The sequence below is a fragment of the Pseudomonas sp. R3-41 genome (assembly GCF_054161485.1).
Genome location: NZ_CP096421.1, coordinates 1,492,540 through 1,511,579 on the forward strand (window position 1 = coordinate 1,492,540; position 19,040 = coordinate 1,511,579).

Annotated in this window: 18 protein-coding genes; 5 read left to right on the plus strand and 13 right to left on the minus strand. The window is 61.8% G+C overall.

Annotation, left to right across the window (positions count from 1 at the left end; translation table 11 throughout):
• Positions 1–47 precede the first annotated feature (47 nt).
• Positions 48–1,499, minus strand: coding sequence for a pyruvate kinase (gene pyk, locus M1D99_RS06705; protein ID WP_053124684.1), 1,452 nt, complete (start codon positions 1,497–1,499; stop codon positions 48–50).
• A gap of 325 nt (positions 1,500–1,824) precedes the next feature.
• On the opposite strand from pyk, the gene M1D99_RS06710 reads away from it, so the two are divergent.
• A complete protein-coding gene (locus tag M1D99_RS06710) occupies positions 1,825–2,196 on the plus strand; it encodes a tetratricopeptide repeat protein (protein ID WP_207964963.1) in 372 nt (123 codons plus the stop codon).
• 285 nt (positions 2,197–2,481) lie between these two features.
• Positions 2,482–2,841: a PilZ domain-containing protein gene (locus M1D99_RS06715; RefSeq protein ID WP_434574493.1), complete on the plus strand. Its 360-nt coding sequence runs from the start codon at positions 2,482–2,484 to the stop codon at positions 2,839–2,841.
• A 182-nt stretch (positions 2,842–3,023) separates the two neighbouring features.
• Here M1D99_RS06715 and M1D99_RS06720 read toward each other — a convergent pair whose 3' ends face one another.
• The 8 genes from M1D99_RS06720 to M1D99_RS06755 all read right to left on the minus strand — a co-directional run bounded on the left by M1D99_RS06720 (position 3,024) and on the right by M1D99_RS06755 (position 12,293).
• On the minus strand, positions 3,024–3,371 hold the full coding sequence (locus M1D99_RS06720) for a DUF6124 family protein (RefSeq protein WP_186706387.1): 348 nt from the start codon (positions 3,369–3,371) through the stop codon (positions 3,024–3,026).
• Positions 3,372–3,841: 470 nt separating this feature from the next.
• Complete coding sequence (locus tag M1D99_RS06725) at positions 3,842–5,173, minus strand: DUF58 domain-containing protein (protein WP_458131560.1); 1,332 nt, start codon at positions 5,171–5,173, stop codon at positions 3,842–3,844.
• A 289-nt stretch (positions 5,174–5,462) separates the two neighbouring features.
• A complete protein-coding gene (locus tag M1D99_RS06730; RefSeq protein WP_186729429.1) occupies positions 5,463–6,470 on the minus strand; it encodes an AAA family ATPase in 1,008 nt (335 codons plus the stop codon).
• 83 nt (positions 6,471–6,553) lie between these two features.
• Positions 6,554–7,741: a Fic family protein gene (locus M1D99_RS06735; protein WP_458131561.1), complete on the minus strand. Its 1,188-nt coding sequence runs from the start codon at positions 7,739–7,741 to the stop codon at positions 6,554–6,556.
• A 158-nt stretch (positions 7,742–7,899) separates the two neighbouring features.
• Positions 7,900–9,063 (minus strand): DUF4350 domain-containing protein, encoded by a 1,164-nt coding sequence (locus M1D99_RS06740; protein ID WP_458131562.1) that lies wholly within the window; start codon positions 9,061–9,063, stop codon positions 7,900–7,902.
• Complete coding sequence (locus M1D99_RS06745) at positions 9,060–10,610, minus strand: DUF4129 domain-containing protein (RefSeq protein WP_458131563.1); 1,551 nt, start codon at positions 10,608–10,610, stop codon at positions 9,060–9,062. The genes M1D99_RS06740 and M1D99_RS06745 overlap by 4 nt, the downstream gene beginning before the upstream one ends.
• Positions 10,597–11,571: a stage II sporulation protein M gene (locus M1D99_RS06750; RefSeq protein ID WP_434574499.1), complete on the minus strand. Its 975-nt coding sequence runs from the start codon at positions 11,569–11,571 to the stop codon at positions 10,597–10,599. Before M1D99_RS06750 ends, M1D99_RS06745 begins: the two co-directional genes overlap by 14 nt.
• A complete protein-coding gene (locus M1D99_RS06755; protein ID WP_411385490.1) occupies positions 11,568–12,293 on the minus strand; it encodes an RDD family protein in 726 nt (241 codons plus the stop codon). Before M1D99_RS06755 ends, M1D99_RS06750 begins: the two co-directional genes overlap by 4 nt.
• 370 nt (positions 12,294–12,663) lie before the next feature.
• Between M1D99_RS06755 and sbcB the strand changes: the two genes are divergently transcribed.
• Positions 12,664–14,100, plus strand: a complete 1,437-nt coding sequence (gene sbcB / locus M1D99_RS06760; RefSeq protein WP_186729423.1) for an exodeoxyribonuclease I — start codon at positions 12,664–12,666, stop codon at positions 14,098–14,100.
• Between the two features lie 82 nt (positions 14,101–14,182).
• On the opposite strand, the gene mvaT is transcribed toward sbcB, so the two are convergent.
• On the minus strand, positions 14,183–14,560 hold the full coding sequence (gene mvaT, locus M1D99_RS06765) for a histone-like nucleoid-structuring protein MvaT (protein ID WP_003205091.1): 378 nt from the start codon (positions 14,558–14,560) through the stop codon (positions 14,183–14,185).
• A 306-nt stretch (positions 14,561–14,866) separates the two neighbouring features.
• Between mvaT and purU the strand changes: the two genes are divergently transcribed.
• Entirely contained in the window at positions 14,867–15,715 is an 849-nt protein-coding gene (gene purU, locus M1D99_RS06770; protein ID WP_003178545.1) for a formyltetrahydrofolate deformylase, read from the plus strand.
• 233 nt (positions 15,716–15,948) lie between these two features.
• The gene (locus M1D99_RS06775) at positions 15,949–16,122 is read left to right on the plus strand and encodes a hypothetical protein (RefSeq protein ID WP_186706377.1); all 174 of its coding nucleotides are present in this window, start codon (positions 15,949–15,951) and stop codon (positions 16,120–16,122) included.
• 4 nt (positions 16,123–16,126) lie between these two features.
• Here M1D99_RS06775 and M1D99_RS06780 read toward each other — a convergent pair whose 3' ends face one another.
• Genes M1D99_RS06780 through M1D99_RS06790 form a run of 3 tightly spaced genes read right to left on the minus strand, consistent with a single transcriptional unit; the run spans position 16,127 to position 19,024 of the window.
• Positions 16,127–17,122, minus strand: coding sequence for a lysylphosphatidylglycerol synthase transmembrane domain-containing protein (locus M1D99_RS06780; protein ID WP_458131564.1), 996 nt, complete (start codon positions 17,120–17,122; stop codon positions 16,127–16,129).
• Positions 17,119–17,886, minus strand: coding sequence for a DUF2334 domain-containing protein (locus M1D99_RS06785; protein ID WP_458131565.1), 768 nt, complete (start codon positions 17,884–17,886; stop codon positions 17,119–17,121). Before M1D99_RS06785 ends, M1D99_RS06780 begins: the two co-directional genes overlap by 4 nt.
• Before the next feature lie 16 nt (positions 17,887–17,902).
• Complete coding sequence (locus tag M1D99_RS06790; protein WP_458131566.1) at positions 17,903–19,024, minus strand: glycosyltransferase family 4 protein; 1,122 nt, start codon at positions 19,022–19,024, stop codon at positions 17,903–17,905.
• Positions 19,025–19,040 lie beyond the last annotated feature (16 nt).

A 19,040-nucleotide genomic window follows, 5' to 3' on the forward strand; every position in this document is an offset into this window, starting at 1 on the left:
CCCCACCATTCACATGGCAGGGCTTTTGTTTTTCAGCGCTCGGTCACTCAGACCATCGGGTCGCCAACATGCAGGATTTTCATCCCGTTGGTGCCGCCGATGGTGTGGTAGCTGTCGCCCTTGGTCAGGATGACCCAGTCGCCGGTCTGCACCACGCCGCGCTTGACCAGTTCATCCACCGCCGCCTGGCTGACTTCGCCCGGTTGCAGGGCCGCTGGGTCGAATGGCACGGTGTAGACGCCACGGAACATCGACGCGCGGGCCTGGGTTTCGCGGTGTGGGGAGAACGCGTAGATCGGCACCGAGGAGCGGATGCGCGACATGATCAGCGGCGTGTAACCACTTTCGGTCAACGCGATGATCGCCTTCACGCCCGGGAAGTGGTTGGCGGTGTACATCGTCGCCAGGGCGATGCTTTCGTCGCAGCGCTCGAAGGTCTTGCCGATGCGGTGGCTGGAGGTCTTGCTGGTCGGGTGCTTTTCAGCGCCGATGCAAATACGCGCCATGGCCTGCACCGCTTCGAGCGGGTAGAGGCCGGCGGCGCTTTCGGCCGAGAGCATCACGGCGTCGGTGTAGTCGAGCACGGCGTTGGCTACGTCGGACACTTCGGCGCGGGTCGGCATCGGGTTCTGGATCATCGACTCCATCATCTGGGTCGCAACGATCACTGCTTTGTTGTGGCGGCGTGCATGCAGAATGATCTTCTTCTGGATGCCCACCAGCTCGGCATCGCCGATTTCCACGCCCAGGTCGCCGCGGGCCACCATCACGGCGTCGGACGCCTTGATCAGGCCGTCGAGGGTTTCGTCGTCGGCCACGGCTTCGGCGCGTTCGATCTTGGCCACCAGCCAGGCGGTGCCGCCGGCTTCGTCGCGCAGTTGACGGGCGTATTCCATGTCCGCCGCGTCACGGGGAAAGGAAACGGCCAGGTAGTCGACTTCCATTTCCGCCGCCAGCTTGATGTCGGCCTTGTCTTTTTCGGTCAGGGCTGGGGCGGTCAGGCCACCGCCGCGACGGTTGATGCCTTTGTGGTCCGACAGCGGGCCGCCGATGGTCACGACGCAGTTCAGTTCGGTGGCGGTAGCGGTCTCGACGCGCATCACCACGCGACCGTCGTCAAGCAGCAGCTCGTCGCCGACGCCGCAATCCTTGACCAGGTCCGGATAGTCGATGCCGACCACTTGCTGGTTGCCTTCGGTCAGCGGATGGCTGGTGGAGAAGGTGAAGGTGTCACCGATCTTCAGCTCGATGCGCTTGTTGGCGAATTTGGCGATACGGATCTTCGGGCCTTGCAAGTCACCCAGCAGGGCAACGAAGCGGCCATGCTTGGCAGCGAGGTCGCGCACCAGCTTGGCACGAGCCTTGTGCTCGTCGGGGGTGCCGTGGGAGAAATTCAGACGGGCAACGTCCAGGCCAGCCAGAATCAGCTGTTCGAGAACTTCCGGCGAATTACTGGCCGGGCCAAGGGTAGCGACGATTTTGGTGCGACGGACGGACATGCAAGACTCCTCAAGTTCAAGCGCCAGCGAAGGCTACTATGCTCTTTGGGTGTAGTCATTGTTCATATGCACTACTTTTTCGTTTGTTTTTCGAAATGAACATTCCTGAAAATTTTTGCGCCTTTAACTACTAAAGCCGAACACTGCTCTTGTGGCGAGGGAGCTTGCTCCCGCTGGGCTGTGCAACAGCCCCAAGATTTTACGGTCGCTACGCAACCGAGCGGGAGCAAGCTCCCTCGCCACACAGGTGTTCACCATCGGAGTGTTTTCAGCTGAAGATTTTCCCCGTCAGGTCGATACAGAGCTCAAGACAGGAGAACCTCCCATGCGATTCGTGCTTTTTGTTGCCCTGGCCCTGAGCGTCACGGGCTGCACCCGTTGGTCGATGAACCACCACATGAACCTGGCCTACAAGGCTTATGACCGTGGCAATTGCGAGCAGGTCATGCTCGAACTGTCCAAGGTCGACCGCGCCAGCCGCGCCCGCCGCTATATGCAGCCGGAAGTCTCGATGCTGCGCGGCCAATGCCTGGAGCGGCAGAAGCTGTTCATCGATGCAGCGCAGACCTACCAGTTCATCATCACCCAATACCCTAACAGCGAATACGCGTTCCGCGCTCGCGCCCGGCTCGAAACCCTGCAGAGCCTGGGCCACTACCCGACCCGCAGCGCCTCGGCGATTCGTCCTGCTTCTTGACCCTCCCTCCCGTGGCCAGGAGTAATCCTGGCCATCCGTCCTCTGCCCGTCGTGTTTATGAAAATTAATACATGGGACTGGTTGCCTTCTAACCTTGGGCTATATTTGTACAAGTCGTAGTTAGAGCTAGATCTCTACTTTATAGAAGCACCTGAGACCGGCAGAAATAGGCTCAAGGCGGTTGATAGCGTCTGGCACCGGGATTGGGGAGAGCGGGCTCGCTTGGGTTCGTTCCGAAGTGATCGGTTGGCCCTGTATGTGGCCGCTAAGAAAGCGATACAAGACATGTACAAGGAACGCCGAATCGAACGGCATCAGTTGCCGTATTTCCTCAAAGTGTTCAACGGTATCAACGACAGGCCCATCGGTTTCCTGGGCAATGTTTCCGAGAATGGGCTGATGTTGATCAGCCATTTACCGTTGATGGTCGGTGCGGATTTTGACTTGCTCCTGAAAATCCCCGCCGAGGAAGGGCCGCAGCAGAACATCCAGTTGAAAGCCAGGTGCCTGTGGTGCCATGAAGACGTGACGCCACAACATTTCGATGCCGGCTTCAGCCTGCTGGGGGCATCACCGGACTATGGGCAACTGGTGAGCGCGTTGCGGCAGTATTTCTGTTTTTATCCGTTGCCGGCGTCGGCTTGATGCCGCTTGGGTCCTAGCCGCAAGGCCTGGTTCCTGCGGGTGTACCTCACTTAATTGTGGGAGCGGGCTTGCTCGCGAAAGCGGTGGATCAGCTTGCAGCAATGCTGAATGTGCCGCCGCCTTCGCGAGCAAGCCCGCTCCCACAGGACCTTCATCCGCCTGCGTCTACAGGCATTCGGCCCTCAGCGCTGAACCCTCGCCTCGTTATCCAGCATCTTCTCCAGCAACAACACCCCCATCTCGCCCATCTGGTGAATCGCCAACGCCAGGTTGCGCGGGGCGCCTTCCAGGTCTTCCGATAGATCCAGGATCAACGTGCTCACCGAGCAGAAGGTTTCGTAGGTGTGGGCGAGCATGCCTTCGGGGTCGGCGTCGGGGGCGACGATGAAGTAGTCCGGTTGTTTGTAAGGTTTTTTGTCGGGTTGGCCGTGGTTGGGCTTGAGGTAGTAGTCGAGGGCTCTTTGGGCGGCTTCGTCGAGCTTTTCGGGGTCAGGGGTTTCGTGGGGTGGATTTGGGGTCGGCTTGATCATTTACTGCTCCTTTAGAAATGGAGCCGTCACTTTTTCGCGACTAAACGAAGGGGGTGGCGGCTGTACGCAGGTTAGTCGACCGGGAGGAGTAGCAAAACCGGCGCGCCCGAGAGCGCCCTGCGTACAGTCACCATCAAGTGCAGGGATAGGGAGGCCTGACTGGATGACGCTTGTGCACACGCTACTACTGCCCGGGCGACTAAACCCGATCGCTGGATATCAGCGACGCGAATCAAGTTACGGGGCAAGGCCAAGGTGCACAAGCCGGCGGATTCTGGCGGATCTGTAGTCCGTTGCGCAAGGCGCTGTAGTCAGCCGGAGTTTTGCTGGCTCGCTGTAGGACCCATGCGGTTCCGCATGACCGGGCTGGCGCTTTAGGGCGAAGCGCTCCCTAAAAAAGTGGCTGCTACGCAGCCCAGCGGGAGCAAGCTCCCTCGCCACGGGTTCATCGCTTTCTTAAGTGATCAGCTTCAGGCGGTTCCGGCTTTTTTCCAGGCCAGGTATTGGGTCACCAGGGCCGCGCCCAGTTCGCTGGGGCGCGAATCCAGGGTTGGCACGCCGTGGGCGGCGAGCTGCTTGTGCAGCTCGGCCCGCGCATTCAAATAGTCCACCGTCCCGCAATAGGCCAAGGCCTCCGGCAAGGTTTGCACCGGTGCCTGGCGCAACCGGTCGAGGGCGTCTTCGCGCAGGCTGGCCACCAGCACCCGATGCTGTTGCCCCAGCCGTTTCACGGCAGCGAGCAATTGCGCATCGTCTTCATCCCGCAGGTTAGTCACCAGCACTACCAGGGCCCTGCGTTTTTGCCGGGCCAGCAGTTCGGTGACGGCGGCCTGGTAGTCGGCGGGACGTTGGCTGCTGTCGAGGTCGTACACGGTGTTGAGCAGGACGTTGAGTTGGCCGGTGCCTTTGACCGGGGCTAGGTAGCGGCTTTGCTCGCTGGCGAAGGTGCTCAGGCCCACGGCATCGCCCTGGCGCAGGGCGGTGTAGCTGAGCAGCAGGCACGCGTTGAGGGCGTGGTCGAAATGCGCCAGCTCGCCGTCCTGGCTGCGCATGCGTCGGCCGCAGTCGAGCATGAAGATGATCTGCTGGTCGCGCTCGTCTTCGTATTCCCGGGCGATCGGCGTGCGATGGCGGGCGGTGGCTTTCCAGTCGATCTGGCGCAGGCTGTCGCCCTCGCGGAATTCGCGCAGTTGATGGAATTCCTGCCCCTGGCCGCGGCGTTGCCGCTGGCGAATGCCGAGCTGGCTGAGCCAATTGTCCACCGCCAGCAACTGGCCGTCGTAGAGCCTGGCGAAATCCGGGTAGACGCGGGTGTGGTCGACGGCGTCCAGCAGGCGTTTGTCGGTCCACAAGCCCAGCGGGCTCGGCAGGTTGGTTTCGCACTGGACGAAGGTAAAGTGACCGCGCTTGAGCGGGCGCAGGCGGTAGCCGACCTGGCTGCGCTGGCCGGGTTGCAGTTCGACCGACTGCGGCAGGTTTTCGAAGTCCAGGCCATCGGGAACATGATCGAAAAGCTGCACGTGCAGCGGCTGGGCAAAGTCGTGGCTGACTTCCAGGCGGACATCACCCCAGCGGCCCAGGGCCAGGCTCCCGGGCATTTGCCGTTGCACCCGCGGCGAGGGCAGGCGCCGGACGCGCACCGCGTCGAGCAGCGCCAGGGTCAGCAAGGCCAGCAGCAACCCCCAGTTGATCGACAGCAGCGTCGATGGCACCGCGATGCCCAGCGCTCGCAGGGCGCCGAGCATGATACTCACGGCCAGCAGCACGGCGAGCCAGGTCAGCAGCAGGCGTGAGGGTTTCATCGGCGCATGCCCTTGCAGGGGATGTTGGCCTTGGCAAAGAAATTTACTGCAGTGAGGTTTCCTGTGGCGAGGGAGCTTGCTCCCGCTGGACGCGCAGCGTCCCCTGGCGGTGTGTCAGATAGAACTTGGGGGCTGCTTCGCAGCCCAGCGGGAGCAAGCTCCCTCGCCACAAAAAGCATGCCTGCCACAAAGAATTTTCCTGGCACAAAAAGCATTCCTGGTACAGAAGACATTCCTGCCATAGAAGGTATTCCTGGCACAAAAAGCACGCTTGGCACAGACGCCCTCATCACAACCGCGGCGCCGGCACTTGATCGAGCAGTTGCCCCAGCACCTGGTCCACCGACAGCCCTTCGATGTCCAGTTCCGGCGCCAGCCGCACGCGATGGCGCAGTACGGCCAGGGCGCAGCCCTTGATGTCGTCCGGCACGACGAAGTCGCCGCCGCGCAACAACGCCCGGGCCCGGGCGCAACGCACCAGGGCAATCGACGCGCGAGGCCCGGCGCCGAGGGTCAGGCCCGGCCAACTGCGGGTGGTGCGGGCCAGGCGCACGGCGTAGTCGAGCACCTGGTCGTCCATCGGCAGGTCGCTGGCGATGCGTTGCAACGCTTGCACGTCCTTGGCCTGCAACACCATGCGCAGCGGTTGCACGTCGAGCATGTCGGCGCGGGTCGAACGGCTGACCTGGCGGACCATGTCCAGCTCCTGGTCGGCATCCGGGTAATCCATGCGAACCTTGAGCATGAAGCGGTCGAGCTCGGCTTCCGGCAGCGGGTAGGTGCCTTCCTGTTCGATGGGGTTCTGGGTGGCGAGGACCATGAACGGCTGGGCGATAGGCAGGGCGCGGCCCTCGAGGGTGACCTGACGCTCCTGCATGGCTTCGAGCAGCGCGGCCTGGGTCTTGGCTGGCGCACGGTTGATCTCGTCGGCCAGCAGCAGATGGGTGAACACCGGCCCCTTGCGCAGCTTGAACTGCTCGGTCTGCAAGTCGTACACCGCATGCCCGGTGACGTCGCTGGGCATCAGGTCGGGGGTGAACTGGATGCGCGCGAACTCGCCGTTGAAACAGCGAGCCAGGGCCCGCACCAGCAAGGTCTTGCCCAGCCCGGGAACGCCTTCGAGCAATACGTGGCCACCGGCGATCAATGCCGTGAGCACATCGTCGATCACACTGGCCTGACCCACCACCGCTTTGCGCAGCTCGGTGCGGATGGCCTGGGCCAACTGACTGGCGCGCTGGCGCTGTTGAACGGCATGGGCCTGGCCGTCGGTTGGTTCGTTCTGTTCAGTCGTCAATTCTGGCGTTCTCCTAACGGTTAAATCCTATGACTCGCGACAGGGTGCAGTGCCGGGCGCTGACAACTGAGTCGCTGCACACCTTAGCCCATTTGAAAATGCAGGTTCGGAAAGATCAATCCGGCGAAGCGTGCGGGCAGACCCGCTTCCACCGTGCGGGACCGGGGGGTACTGCTGACCACGATCCCCGCTTCGATCAAGCGGCCCAGCTCTTCGGTTGCCAGCCGATCCTTCAAGCCTGTGAACACCTTGAACTCCGCACGCGGCATCGCACCTTGAGTGAGAAGCGCCAGCACAGCGGCTGCACTGGTGGGCCGGATGCCGGCACGGCGAAGCTCGGGATCCGTCGAGAACACATGAACAACCTGTTCGCGCAGTTTGGCCGGGTTTAGCGAGGTGGTCATGTACTCAATCTGGTCGCGGCAGACATCGAGCATGAATTCGATGAAGTTGAAGTAGTGACGCTGTGAGAGTTGGCCGCGCCCGTCATAGTCACCTTCGCGAGGGCGATCAGCCAAGGCCAGGAAGCGATAGTACTCATCTTGCCTGCGAGCCAGGCCACGAGACAGTGACCAGAGAAAAGGTTTCAGCCCAAGGTGAACAAGCTGCAGGTGGGTGAGCATCCGAATCACTCGACCATTGCCGTCCAGGAAGGGGTGAACAAGCGCCACCCGGTGATGGCCTGCCAGGGCAGCGATCAATTGGCGCCGCGGATCCCTGATTCGTCCGTAGTGCAGCTGCAGATGCTCAAGCATGGGCAATACAACAGCCGCCGCTGGAGCGACATGGGCGCCAACCTGGACCTGCTCGTTCTCTTCGGCCCGCAGCCTGCCGGGTTCCATCATGCGCCCATCGTCCAGGGTCAGTTCCTGCTTGGACGCGTCCTTGAACAGTCGACGATGGATGGCCGCGATCAACTTGGGATCGAACAGGGCGGAGAAATTGTCCGCTGGCCGCATGCGAAATAGCCGCTCCATCACCTCCTGCTGCGTCATGTGTTGCACGGCAAGCTCTTTGAGTTCCTTTCTTTCCCGTTTTGGTGTCATGCGAGCAACCTGGAGGTCGGCAATCTCGGTGCGATGCCCTTCGATCAGGTTCGAGTAGTAGGTGTTGGTGATGCGCAACAGGCCCGCCAGTTGCCTGGATGTCTCATCGGCCAGACGTCCGGCCAGAAAGGCTGCCTTGCACGGCAATTGATCCGCAGCCTGAATGATCGAGTCGGGCAGACTTTCTGGCAGTACGGGATCAAGGTACGTTTTCGAGGTGATCATCGTTTGCTTCCAGCGAACATAACGGCTGTTTATTGGGCAATACCTGCGGAAATTTTTGCGGAAAATAAAACGGCTTGTAACGCCTTTTATTACTAGCTTTAGCGATACCGTACGATAGGCGATTTCCAGTGATTTTGCGGATTTTTTTGCGGAAAAATCTATAAGGCATTCCTAAGGGTTTGCAAATGGGCGACCTGGCGGCAGAACTCGGCGCCGGACATCCGCTGTTTCGGCCGTGGGCTCAAGGCCTGGCTGATGGCCCGCGTCGGTTGCCGGGTCAGGCGGGCGAGGACCTGCCATTGTTCGGCGACGGCCAGTTGTTCGAAACCTGGGTGAAGGTGGCGTGCCCGGCGCAGCACGTCTTGCTGCAAGGTGTGCAACAGGTGCTGCTGGCCGTTGTGGCGCAGGTGGAAACCGGCGCTGGCCTGCACGTGTTCTTCCAACTGGCGCCGCGCCTTGGAGGCGGGTGGTTGCAGCGGGCCATGGCGCACCGCCGAATGCCAGAACCACAGGGCAACCAGGGCCAGCAGTGCCACCAGCGCTTGGGGGAAATAGCGCAGCAACAGGGTCAGCAGGTCGTCGTGGTCGGTATTGAACAGCAGCGTGACGTCCGTGTCGGCGCTCAAGTACCAGAGCAGCCAGGCGTTGTCGTACTGGTCGATCGCATCGTTCTTCCACAGCTCGGCATCGGTGAGCACGGTGATCGAGCCCAGGCCGAGGGTCAATTGCATCATGTGGGTCGACGACGCGCTGTTGGCCCAGGCCTGGGCCAGGTTATGCGGGTCCTCGAGGTGAAAGTCGGTGTCGAAGCTGATATAGGCCGGCGCCTCTTCGTCTTCCAGGTAGAGCTTGGTCAGTTCCGGATAACGGTCCTTGATCAGTTCGGGCGCGGGTTCCTTGAGGTCCTTGCTCAGGAATTGGCGCAGGCGCACGCGGTCGAGCAGCAGGTCGCCGCTGCTGCCGGCGCTGTCGTCCCACAAGGCTTCGGCCACGAAGAGCAAGCGCCCGCCGGCCCGGGTCCAGTTCATCAACCGGTCGACTTCCCGGGGCGTCATGTGGGTGCGCTCGCCCAGCAACAGCAGGCTGTGCTGGCGAGGCTCCAGGGTGGGCAATACATCCAGGCTGTTGGCGTGTTCGACGTTGATGCCCCGCTGGCGCAGGAAATGCTCGGCGGCCAGGTAAGGGTTGGCCTGGGCTTCGGGAGAAGGGCCGTGCTCGACGACCTCTTCATAGGGCACGGCTTTGGCGTAGAGATAGAAGCCGAATGCGCACACCACGGCGGCCAGCACGGCGCCGATCAGCCACCCCGCGTGCCGGCTCATCGAGACGCTCCCGGACCGAACAGCCCGCGCCAGCCGTCACACAGTTCCTGTTGCAGGTGGGTCGGCGGTGGGCGATGCCCGTAGGCAATGTTTTGCCAATGCAGCGTCAGGGCTTTGCTGAAGCCCAGCAGCTCGTCCTGCTTGAGCTGTTCGACGCGTTGCAGCACCTGGCCTTCGGTGTCGGACGGTTTCAAGGGGATCTTGAAATCATGATGCAACCGGCTGAGCAGTGCCCGGTACAGCAGGCCCAGGGCTTCACGAGGTTGCGTGGCCCACAGTTGTTCGACGCTGGCGGCGATGTCGGTCGGCAGGCTTTCTTCACGGATATCCAGGCCGAACATGCGTGCCGGCGCCGCTCGTTCCACGGGCAGGCGTGGCGTTGGTCGGCGATTGACCAGGGCCTTGAGCCGCTCCCGATAGTGCCAGGCCAGCCAGACGATCGCGCCTATCAAGCAGGCCCACAGCGCGATCTGGATCAGCGCCGCGGCGATGTCGAAGCGTTGGCCGCCGAGCCATTTGAACAGGGCCTTGAGCCAGCTCGGTTTGGCCTCGGTCTCTTCGGTCTCCTCGGCGGGTTCAGCGGTGTCTTCGCCGAAACGATAACGGGTGACGGTCTCGGAGTTCTTGAAGGGCGGAGCGTCGAGGATCGCCTCGATGCCGTCCCGGGAGGCTTCGCTGGTGAGGGGCTGGTTGAGCAGCCGCGGGCTGTCGGGGCCGTTGGTGTCCTCAGCGGCAAACGCCGGGGGCGCCAATGGCAGCATCACCAGGGCCAGGAGCAACAACACCGGGGCTACGCCGCTCAGTCGTTGGCGCAGGCGCCGGAACACCAGTTCGATGTCCCACGCCTCGAGGATCGTGCGCCGGTTCAGGTAGAGGCTGAAGCCGCAGGCGACGTACACCGGTTCCCACAAGATCAGCAGCAGCGGATACAGGAAGTTGACCAGGTGCTCGAACCACAACCAGTCGTGTTCGGCTGCGGACACCAGCGTCTCCCAATCCCATTGCAGTTCGACTTGTTGCGGCACGAACAGGTAGAACAGCGCCATCAGGCCGAACCACAGGGCGGTTTCCAGGTGCATGCCGATGATGGTCAACCATTGCGAAGCGCCGCGATTACGTTGCAGCAAGACCCGTATGCGTTGCTCCCGTGCTTCACCGGCGAGCCCTTCGAGTTGCACCACCGGCAGCAGGAAACTGCGGCTCAGGCTCAGCCGGCGCCAGGTCAGGCTGGCCAGCAACTGGGGTTTGAGCAGCGCTGGCCATTGGCGCAAGGCCTGCCTCAAGGTCGGGGTTTCGCCAAACAACGCCTTGGACAGAATGTACAAGGGCAAACGGTCAAAGGCCGGCTTCAGCCACCAGAACAGCATCACCACCAGGGACGGTGAATCCCACAGCAGCAGGGTCAGCAACAGGTACACCGGCAACGTGATGATCGCCCAACTGGTCATCAGCAGGCGTCGATGCTGCTGGCTCATCAATATGCCAAGGTCCATGGCTTCCCAGGTGGTGCGTGGGCGGATGACGACGGTGGCATCACTCAGGCGCATGGCGGACCCGTCCGGCAAACGACAGATAGCTGATCACCAACAGCCACAACAACGCGCCCACCGTGTATTTGGTGGCGGGCGTCACGGCGCTGGAGGACCAGTAGGCCTCGATGAACGCGGCGATGAGCAGGAACAGCATCACGCCACCGATCATCAGCACGCTTTTGCCCGCCGCGAGTCGCAAGGCCTCGCCCCGGGTCAGGCGTCCCGGCGCGATCAAGGCCCAGCCCAATTGCAGGCCCGCGGCGCCGGCCAGGGCGATGGCGGTGAGTTCGAAGGCGCCGTGGCCGATCACGAACGACCAGAACGTTCCCCCCGAGCCGATCTGGGTCAGGTGCCCGGCCACCGCGCCGATGGTCAGGCCATTGAAAAGCAGGAAGAACGCGCTCCCGAGCCCAAACATCAAGCCACTGGCGAACGTCTGAAAAGCAATGCCGATGTTGTGCATGATGTAGTAGCCGAACATGACCCAGTCTTCGCTGGCGGCCCGTTCGACCGAGCGCCCCAGGTGCCCGGAGGCGGGGTCATACATGCTGCGGATCTGGCTGATTTCGTCGGCGCCCAGCACGCTGTAGACCAGTTCCGGAAACAGATAGACCAGCAGCCCGATGCCCACCAGGCTGCCCAGGAACATCAGGCTGGCGGCCAGCACAAAGCGCCATTGTTCACGCACCAGGCGAGGGAAACCGACCAGGATGAAGGCCGAGAGGCTGGCCGAGGGGCGGCTGCGATCCCGGTAGAGTTGCTGATGACCGCGTAGCGCCAGTTGTTGCAGGGTGTCGACCAGCAAGCTGCTGTAGCCCCGGGCCTGGGCCAGTGCCAAGTGATGGCAGAGCCGTCGATAGGCGGCGGGGAAATCACCGCTCTGGGGCGCGTTGCGGCTGCGCTCCAGTTGATCGAGTTGCCGGGACAGGTGCTCCCATTCGCTTTGGTGGCGGCTTTCGAACAGGCTTTGCTTCATGTCGGCCCCAACAAGCCACGGGCGATGCCATTGAGCTCGGCGGTGGCGTTCGGCCCTTGGACGTTCAGTGGCGCGGCCAGGATCGCCGCCAGTTCGTTGACCCGCGCCCGGGACAGTTCTGCCTGGCGTTCGGCGAAGCCCAGCACGGCGCGTTGTTCATGCAAGTTCAGGGTGAAAGGCGTGCGTATCGGCGGGGCCATGGGCAATGCGGGGCGTTTGACCGGTTGTTCGCGATACACCACCAGCGTGCCGGCCGCGAGATCGCCCAGGCGCTTGAACGCCGGATGCTGCAGGCAGCAAATGGCCCCGAAGGTGTAGCCGAAGGGCAGCATGTCGACGAAACGCAGCAGGTTGCGGATCAACGACGCCGACCAGCCGATGGGCCGGCCATCGTCCTGCACCACGCGCAGCCCCATGATCTGCTTGCCGGGAGAGCGCCCCTGGTTGAGCACCTCGAACAGCACCATGTACCACCAACTGACGACAAACAGCAGGATGGAACCCAGGCCGAGCCCCAGCTCACCGAAAAATGCCAGGACCAGGAAGAAAAACCCCAGGACCAGCCCGCGTATGCCCAGGTCGATGGCGAAGGCGATTGCACGCGGCATCAACCCCGCCGGGCGCAGCGGCAGGTCGATACCTTCCGGCGTTTCAACCTGATAACGCGTGTCCAGGGGCGCGGGCAGCGTCGCGTTCCTTTGCAGTGCTGGTGTCTCGAGCATGGGCAACCTGTGATGGGCCAGACCGAATGTTCAATCTCGGCCCCGATGCTAGCAGTCTTCGCGCGGGCAAACGATAGAACTGTGTGGGTCATTTCATGGTTTGCAACAGGATTGGGAGGGCGAACACGGTCTGTACCTCCATGCCGGGATTGCACTCGCAGGCACCGCAGACCAACTGTGGGAGCGGGCTTGCTCGCGAAAGCGGTGTGCCAGCTTGCATTGATGTTGAATGTATCGCCGTCTTCGCGAGCAAGCCCGCTCCCACACAGATCCACTATCCCTGGTATTAGTCTTCAAAAGTTACAGCACTGCTGGTCGCAGGCGGGTTCGAGCGCCTAGACTTCGCCAGTCTTCAGTTCAGGAACAGCCCGTGACTTCCATCTTCTGGTACGACTACGAAACCACCGGCATCAACCCGCGTTGCGACCGGCCCTTGCAGGTGGCGGGTATCCGTACCGACTTCGAGCTCAATGAAATCGACGAACCGGTGAACCTGTATTGCCGGCCCAGCGATGACATCCTGCCGCATCCGGCGGCCTGTGCCATTACCGGCATCACCCCGTCATGCCTGGCGGAAAAAGGCTTGAGCGAAGCCGATTTCATGACCCGTGTCCACGACCAACTGGCCGCGCCCGGTACCTGCGGCGCCGGCTACAACACCCTGCGCTTCGACGATGAAATGACCCGCTACAGCCTCTATCGAAACTTCTTCGACCCGTACGCGCGGGAATGGCAGGGTGGTAACAGTCGCTGGGATCTGATCGACCTGGTGCGCGCCGCCTATGCGCTGCGCCCACAAGGCATTGTCTGGCCGCAGGAAGACGGTCGCGTCAGCCTCAAGCTCGAACGCCTGACCGCCGCCAACGGCATCGATCATGGCCAGGCCCACGATGCGTTGTCGGACGTGCGTGCGACCATCGCCCTGGCTCGCCTGATCCGCCAGCAGCAGCCCCGGCTCTACGACTGGCTGTTCCAGCTGCGCAGCAAACAGAAGGTGATGGACCAGATCCGCCTGTTGCAGCCGATGGTGCATATTTCCGGTCGCTTTTCGGCGGCGCGCAACTACATCGGCGTGGTCCTGCCCCTGGCCTGGCATCCGAAAAACCGCAACGCCCTGATTGTCTGCGACCTGCATTTGGACCCCCAGGGCTTGTTGGACCACGACGCCGACAGCCTGCGCCAACGGTTGTATACCCGCCGTGAAGAGTTGCTCGAAGGTGAGCTGCCAGTGCCGCTCAAGCTTATCCATATCAACAAATGCCCGGTGGTCGCGCCGCTGTCGGTGCTGCGCGTCGAGGACCAGCAACGGCTGGCGCTGGACATGGAGGGTTACCAACAGCGGGCATTGCGGCTAACTGACGCACAGAAAGTTTGGCAAGATAAACTTCAGGCTATTTATGGCCGCGAAGATTTCACCGCCAGCGAGGATCCCGAGCAACAGTTATACGCAGGCTTCTTGGGCGACCGCGATCGGCGTTTATGTGAACAAGTGCGCATGGCGGACCCGGCGCAATTGGCTCAAGAGCGCTGGCCTTTCGATGATGAGCGTCTGCCGGAACTATTGTTCCGATATCGCGCACGCAACTTTCCAGACACCTTGGATCCCGAAGAGCAGGGGCGTTGGAGACTTTTCTGTCAACAACGTCTGTCCGCCCCGGAATGGGGAGCGCCTAATACCTTGCAAAGTTTTGACGAGGCGATGGGAGAGTGGCTGGGCCTGTCGACACCCATGCAGCGAGAAGTACTCATGGAATGGCAAGGCTACAGCCAGCAATTGCGTAAACGTTTAAGCCTTGAGTCGCAATGAATTGAAAAGATGACAGGCATAAAAAAACGCCAGCAATCGCTGGCGTTTTTTGTTCGCAAAGAAGCATGCGACGCGGTGAGGCTTAGCCCAGCAGGGTTGCCCAGCCTTCTACCACGTCACCGCCCCACTTGGCTTTCCACTCTTTCAGCGTCTTGTGGTTGCCACCTTTGGTTTCGATGACTTCGCCGTTGTGCGGGTTCTTGTATTGCTTAACTTTGCGAGCGCGCTTGGTGCCAGTAGTTTTGACGGCGCCACGTGGCGCTTTGCTCGACTTGGCTTCTGGATCCAGCAGGGCAATGATGTCACGCAGCGACTTGGAGTATTCGCCCATCAGCGTGCGCAGTTTGCCTTCGAATTCCAGCTCGGTTTGCAGTTTGTCGTCTTGCGACAGATTTTTCAGGCGAGCTTGCAGTTCTTTGATGGCTTCTTCTGTGGCGCGGTATTCATTGATCAAGGACATGTGGACTACCTTATGTAGGACGCGGGTGACAAGGAGACAGTGCGGCAATAGTAATCAGACAGTTTCATCAAGTAAACATTTAACCGGTGTTTTATTTAATTAATTAGTGCTGCGCCACAAAAATGCCTGTTGCAGTTAAATACCGTGACAGTGTCTTCACATCTATTCACACATATAGCCTGCCTTGCCAGGCCTCGCCGGCCATGGCCTGGGGCGGTCGCCCAGGCTCCGGCGTGTCATCGATACTGCAGTTTTGCCGCGCAATGGCTAGAATGGCCGCCTTTGCGAAGTTCTGGAGTTTCCCTAATGCGCACTTTTCGTCTGGTGATTGCTTGCCCGGACCGCGTCGGCATCGTTGCTAAAGTCAGTAACTTTCTGGCGTCCCATAACGGCTGGATCACCGAAGCGAGCCATCACTCGGACAATCAAAGCGGTTGGTTTTTCATGCGTCACGAGATCCGTGCCGACTCGCTGCCCTTCGGTATCGAAGCCTTCCGTGAAGCGTTCGCACCCATTGCCGAAGAGTTCTCGATGGACTGGCGCATCACCGACACCGCGCAGAAAAAGCGCGTGGTGTTGATGGCCAGTCGTGAGTCTCACTGCCTGGCTGACCTGTTGCACCGCTGGCACAGCGATGAGCTCGATTGCGACATCGCCTGTGTGATATCCAACCATGATGACTTGCGCAGCATGGTGGAATGGCACGGCATCCCGTACTACCACGTGCCGGTCAACCCGCAAGACAAGCAGCCGGCATTCGCCGAAGTCTCGCGGTTGGTCAAGCAGCACGACGCCGAAGTGGTGGTGCTGGCCCGCTACATGCAAATCCTGCCGCCGGCGTTGTGCAGCGAGTACGCCCATAAGGTCATCAACATCCACCACAGTTTCCTGCCGTCGTTCGTCGGTGCCAAGCCGTACCACCAGGCCTCGATGCGTGGTGTGAAGCTGATTGGCGCCACCTGCCACTACGTGACCGAAGAGCTGGACGCCGGCCCGATCATCGAGCAGGACGTGGTGCGCGTCAGCCACAGCGACAGCATCGAAGACATGGTGCGTTTCGGCCGTGACGTCGAGAAAATGGTGTTGGCCCGTGGCCTGCGTTATCACTTGGAAGACCGGGTGCTGGTGCACGGCAACAAGACCGTGGTCTTCTGACTACACTTCGAAGGGCCTGGACGAGTGATCGCCAGGCCTTTTTATTGACTAAAGAACAACGATGCCCCGTGGCGAGGGAGCTTGCTCCCGCTGGGCTGCGAAGCAGACCCAAAACCATTCAACACCGTGCACCGGGGGAAAGAGTAGGCAGGCTTTACGACTGCTGCGCATTCGAGCGGGAGCAAGCTCCCTCGCCACAGTGATTCATACCGCTCAAGGAGCAACGCTGCGCCATGACCGACCCATTGGACAAAGCCACCTCCAAGGCCCCAACCACCCTGGGCGAAGGCTGCCTCAGCCGCTACGATCCTGACGCATTGAGCCCGGAGGACGGCACCGAGTTTCCCGACGCCGCGCAATTGTGGGAGCAACTGCATCCCCAGGACGAGGCCGAACAAAAGCCGTGACCGGTCAGGCTTGCCTGAGCCTGATCAGCTTCTTGATCAACGGCCGCCCGACCATCAGGAAAAACACCGGCCCGCCGGCCACCAGGTAAAAGTAATAGGTCACCGCCCGCCAGATCAGGATCGCCGCCGCCGCGGTGGACTTGCCCACCATGGGCGCCAGCAGCGCCGCCGAGGTCAGTTCGGCCGCCCCGGCACCGCCCGGCAGCAGGCTGAACTGTCCCGCGCTCAAGGACAGCATCTGGATCAGGAAACTCCAGGCCCACTGCAAATCCGCGCCCAGCCCCTTCAAGGCCAGGTACAACACGCTGTAGCGCAGCGCCCAATGCAGGCAGGTCAGGCCGAAGACCTGGAACAGCGTCTGTCGCGGCAGTTTCAACGTGTCGGTGAACGCCGCGAGGAAGTTCAGGATCTTGCGGCCCCAGCGTTGGCGGGTGGCGGTCTTCACTCGCAAGTGTCGCAGCACGCGAGCGCCCAGCAGGATCAGCCGGCGGTGATAACGGGCCACCAGCACGCAGCCGAACAGCCCGCCAAACAATGAAATCGCGCTCAACGCCAGCATCCATTCCAAGCGCTGGCTGAGGTTCTGGAACAGCGCGTAGAACAGAATGCCCACCAAGGCACAGAGGAAGAACAGCAAGTCGCTCAGTTGATCCATGGCAAACACCGCACTGCCATGGGCCGGGCGCACACCGTTACGCGCCAGCAGGGCCATCAGCGTCAGCGGGCCGCCACTGCCGCCGGGCGTCGCGCACATGGCGAACTCGGTGGACATCACCACGCCCATGCTTTTCCACCAGCCGATGCGTCCACGGTATTCACCCAGCAACAGGCGCAAGCGTACGGAATTCAAACCCCAGCACAGCACGATCATGCCGAGCATGGTCAGCAGCAATGACAGGGGAAAGCGCTGCACCCGCGACCACATTTCCCCGCCACCGACCAGCAACGGCACCAACAGCGCCGTGAGCAAGGCGGCGCCCAGCCAGATCAGCCGTTTCATGCGTCGCTGCGGGCCCGCAGCCCCTGGGTCGCCAGCCAGTTGACCTTGGTCATCGGCACGCGACCGTCGTTGAGCAGGCGTTCGAGGGTGCGCAGCCAATAATCCCGGGAAAACCCATGGCGCATGTCCACCGGGTGCAGGCCCAGGCGAATCACCGGGGCCTGGCGCCAGCGCTGTTCACGTTGGTCGCTGATGACTTTCGACAGGCCACGGCGCCAGGCACTGCGGGCACTCCAGACCAGGCCCGGCGCGTCGATGGCAGTGAAGTCGGGCAAGCGATAAAGGTGTTGGGTATCGCTGGTGTAGCTCAGTGGCAACTGGCGCAAGGCCTGGCGCGTGCCTTCGCTCATCAGCCAGGCCGGGGCGACGAAACCTTCCAGCGGCCAATGGTAGCGCTCGAAGGTTTCGATCCCGGCGCGCAGGCGGGCTAGGGCGGCGGCCTCGGACAGGTTGTAGAACTCCCCCTCATGGGTATAGACCCGGCGCATGAACCAATCCTTGGGGTGGCGGCCGAGAGGGCCGTCGTCGCAATGGTAATAACCATGCAGTACCAACTCGTCGCCGCGCTCGACCCGGCTGTCGAGCAGGCGCCGAAAGCCGGGGTGCGCCTCCAGGGCATTGGCGCGGTGAAAGTCCGGCACCACCAGCCAGGTCATTGGCACCTGGCCGAGGGCGTCAACGGCTTCGACGAAGGGCTGGTAGTCGGGCCAGGTTTGCGGTGCCACGTCGTGCAACACCAAGAGCACGCTGGGCGAGGAACTCATCGGCACGGACCTCGCCTCAACCATTGGCCAGCAACGGCATCTGTTCGCCGAGCACGGCGTAGTAATGCCCCAGCAAGCTGTTGACCACGGTGTCCCAGGCGTAATGACGCTCCACATGCCGGCGCGCCAGTAGGCCTCGACGCTGGCAGCCTTCGGCAAACAGTTGCCGCACGGCATTGGCCATGGCCTGCGGGTTGTTGGGCGTGCACAGCAACCCGCAGTCCTCTTTGACGATTTCGGTGAAGGCCCCGGCCGCCACCGCCACCACGGGAATACCGCTGGCCATGGCTTCGAGGATCACCAGGCCGAAAGTCTCCTGGTCGCCGGCGTGCAACAGGGCATCGGCGCTGGCCATGAGCCGGGCGACTTGCGGCGCCGGGCAGAATTCATCGACCACCGTGACGTTGTCCGGCACCACGGCGGGCATCGACGAGCCCACCAGCAACAAGTGATAGCGCTCGCCCAGGCGTTTCATGCACTTGAGCAGCACCGGCAGGTTTTTTTCCTTGGAGCCGCGACCGGCGAAAATAAGCAGGCGCGTGTCTTCGGCAATGCCCAGCTCGGCCCGCAGTTCCGGGTCGCGGGCGGCGGGGGTGAAGGTTTGCAGGTCGACGCCCAAGGGTTGCACGAAGACGTTCTTGACCCCCAGCCCGGTCAGTTTGTCGGCCATGACCTGGCTTGGCGCCAGGACCCGGTCGAAATTGCCATATAACTTGCTGACGTAGGCTTCGATGTTGGGCGTGAACCAGTTGCCCATGCGGTTGCTCACCAACAGTGGCAGGTCGGAGTGATAGAAGCCGATGACGGGCACGTCGAGCTGACGACGGGCATCCAATGCGGCCCAGGCAGTGAGGTACGGATCGCCAACCTCGATCAGGTCCGGCTGCAGATCGCGCAGGACATTGCGCCAGGGCGCCAGGCGAAGGGGAAAACGATAGCCCTTGCCGAACGGCAGCGCAGGGGCCGGAACCTTGTAGATTCCGTCGTGCTCGCTCAAATGCGCGCCGGGAATCAACAGGCTGTGACGAATACCGGGCCGATCGCCCAGGCGCCGGTGCTTGGCATCCAGGTAAGTGCGCACGCCTCCGCTGGCAGGGGCGTAGAACATGGTTATGTCCGCGATATGCACGATGAACATCCCTCCGGTCTGTGTT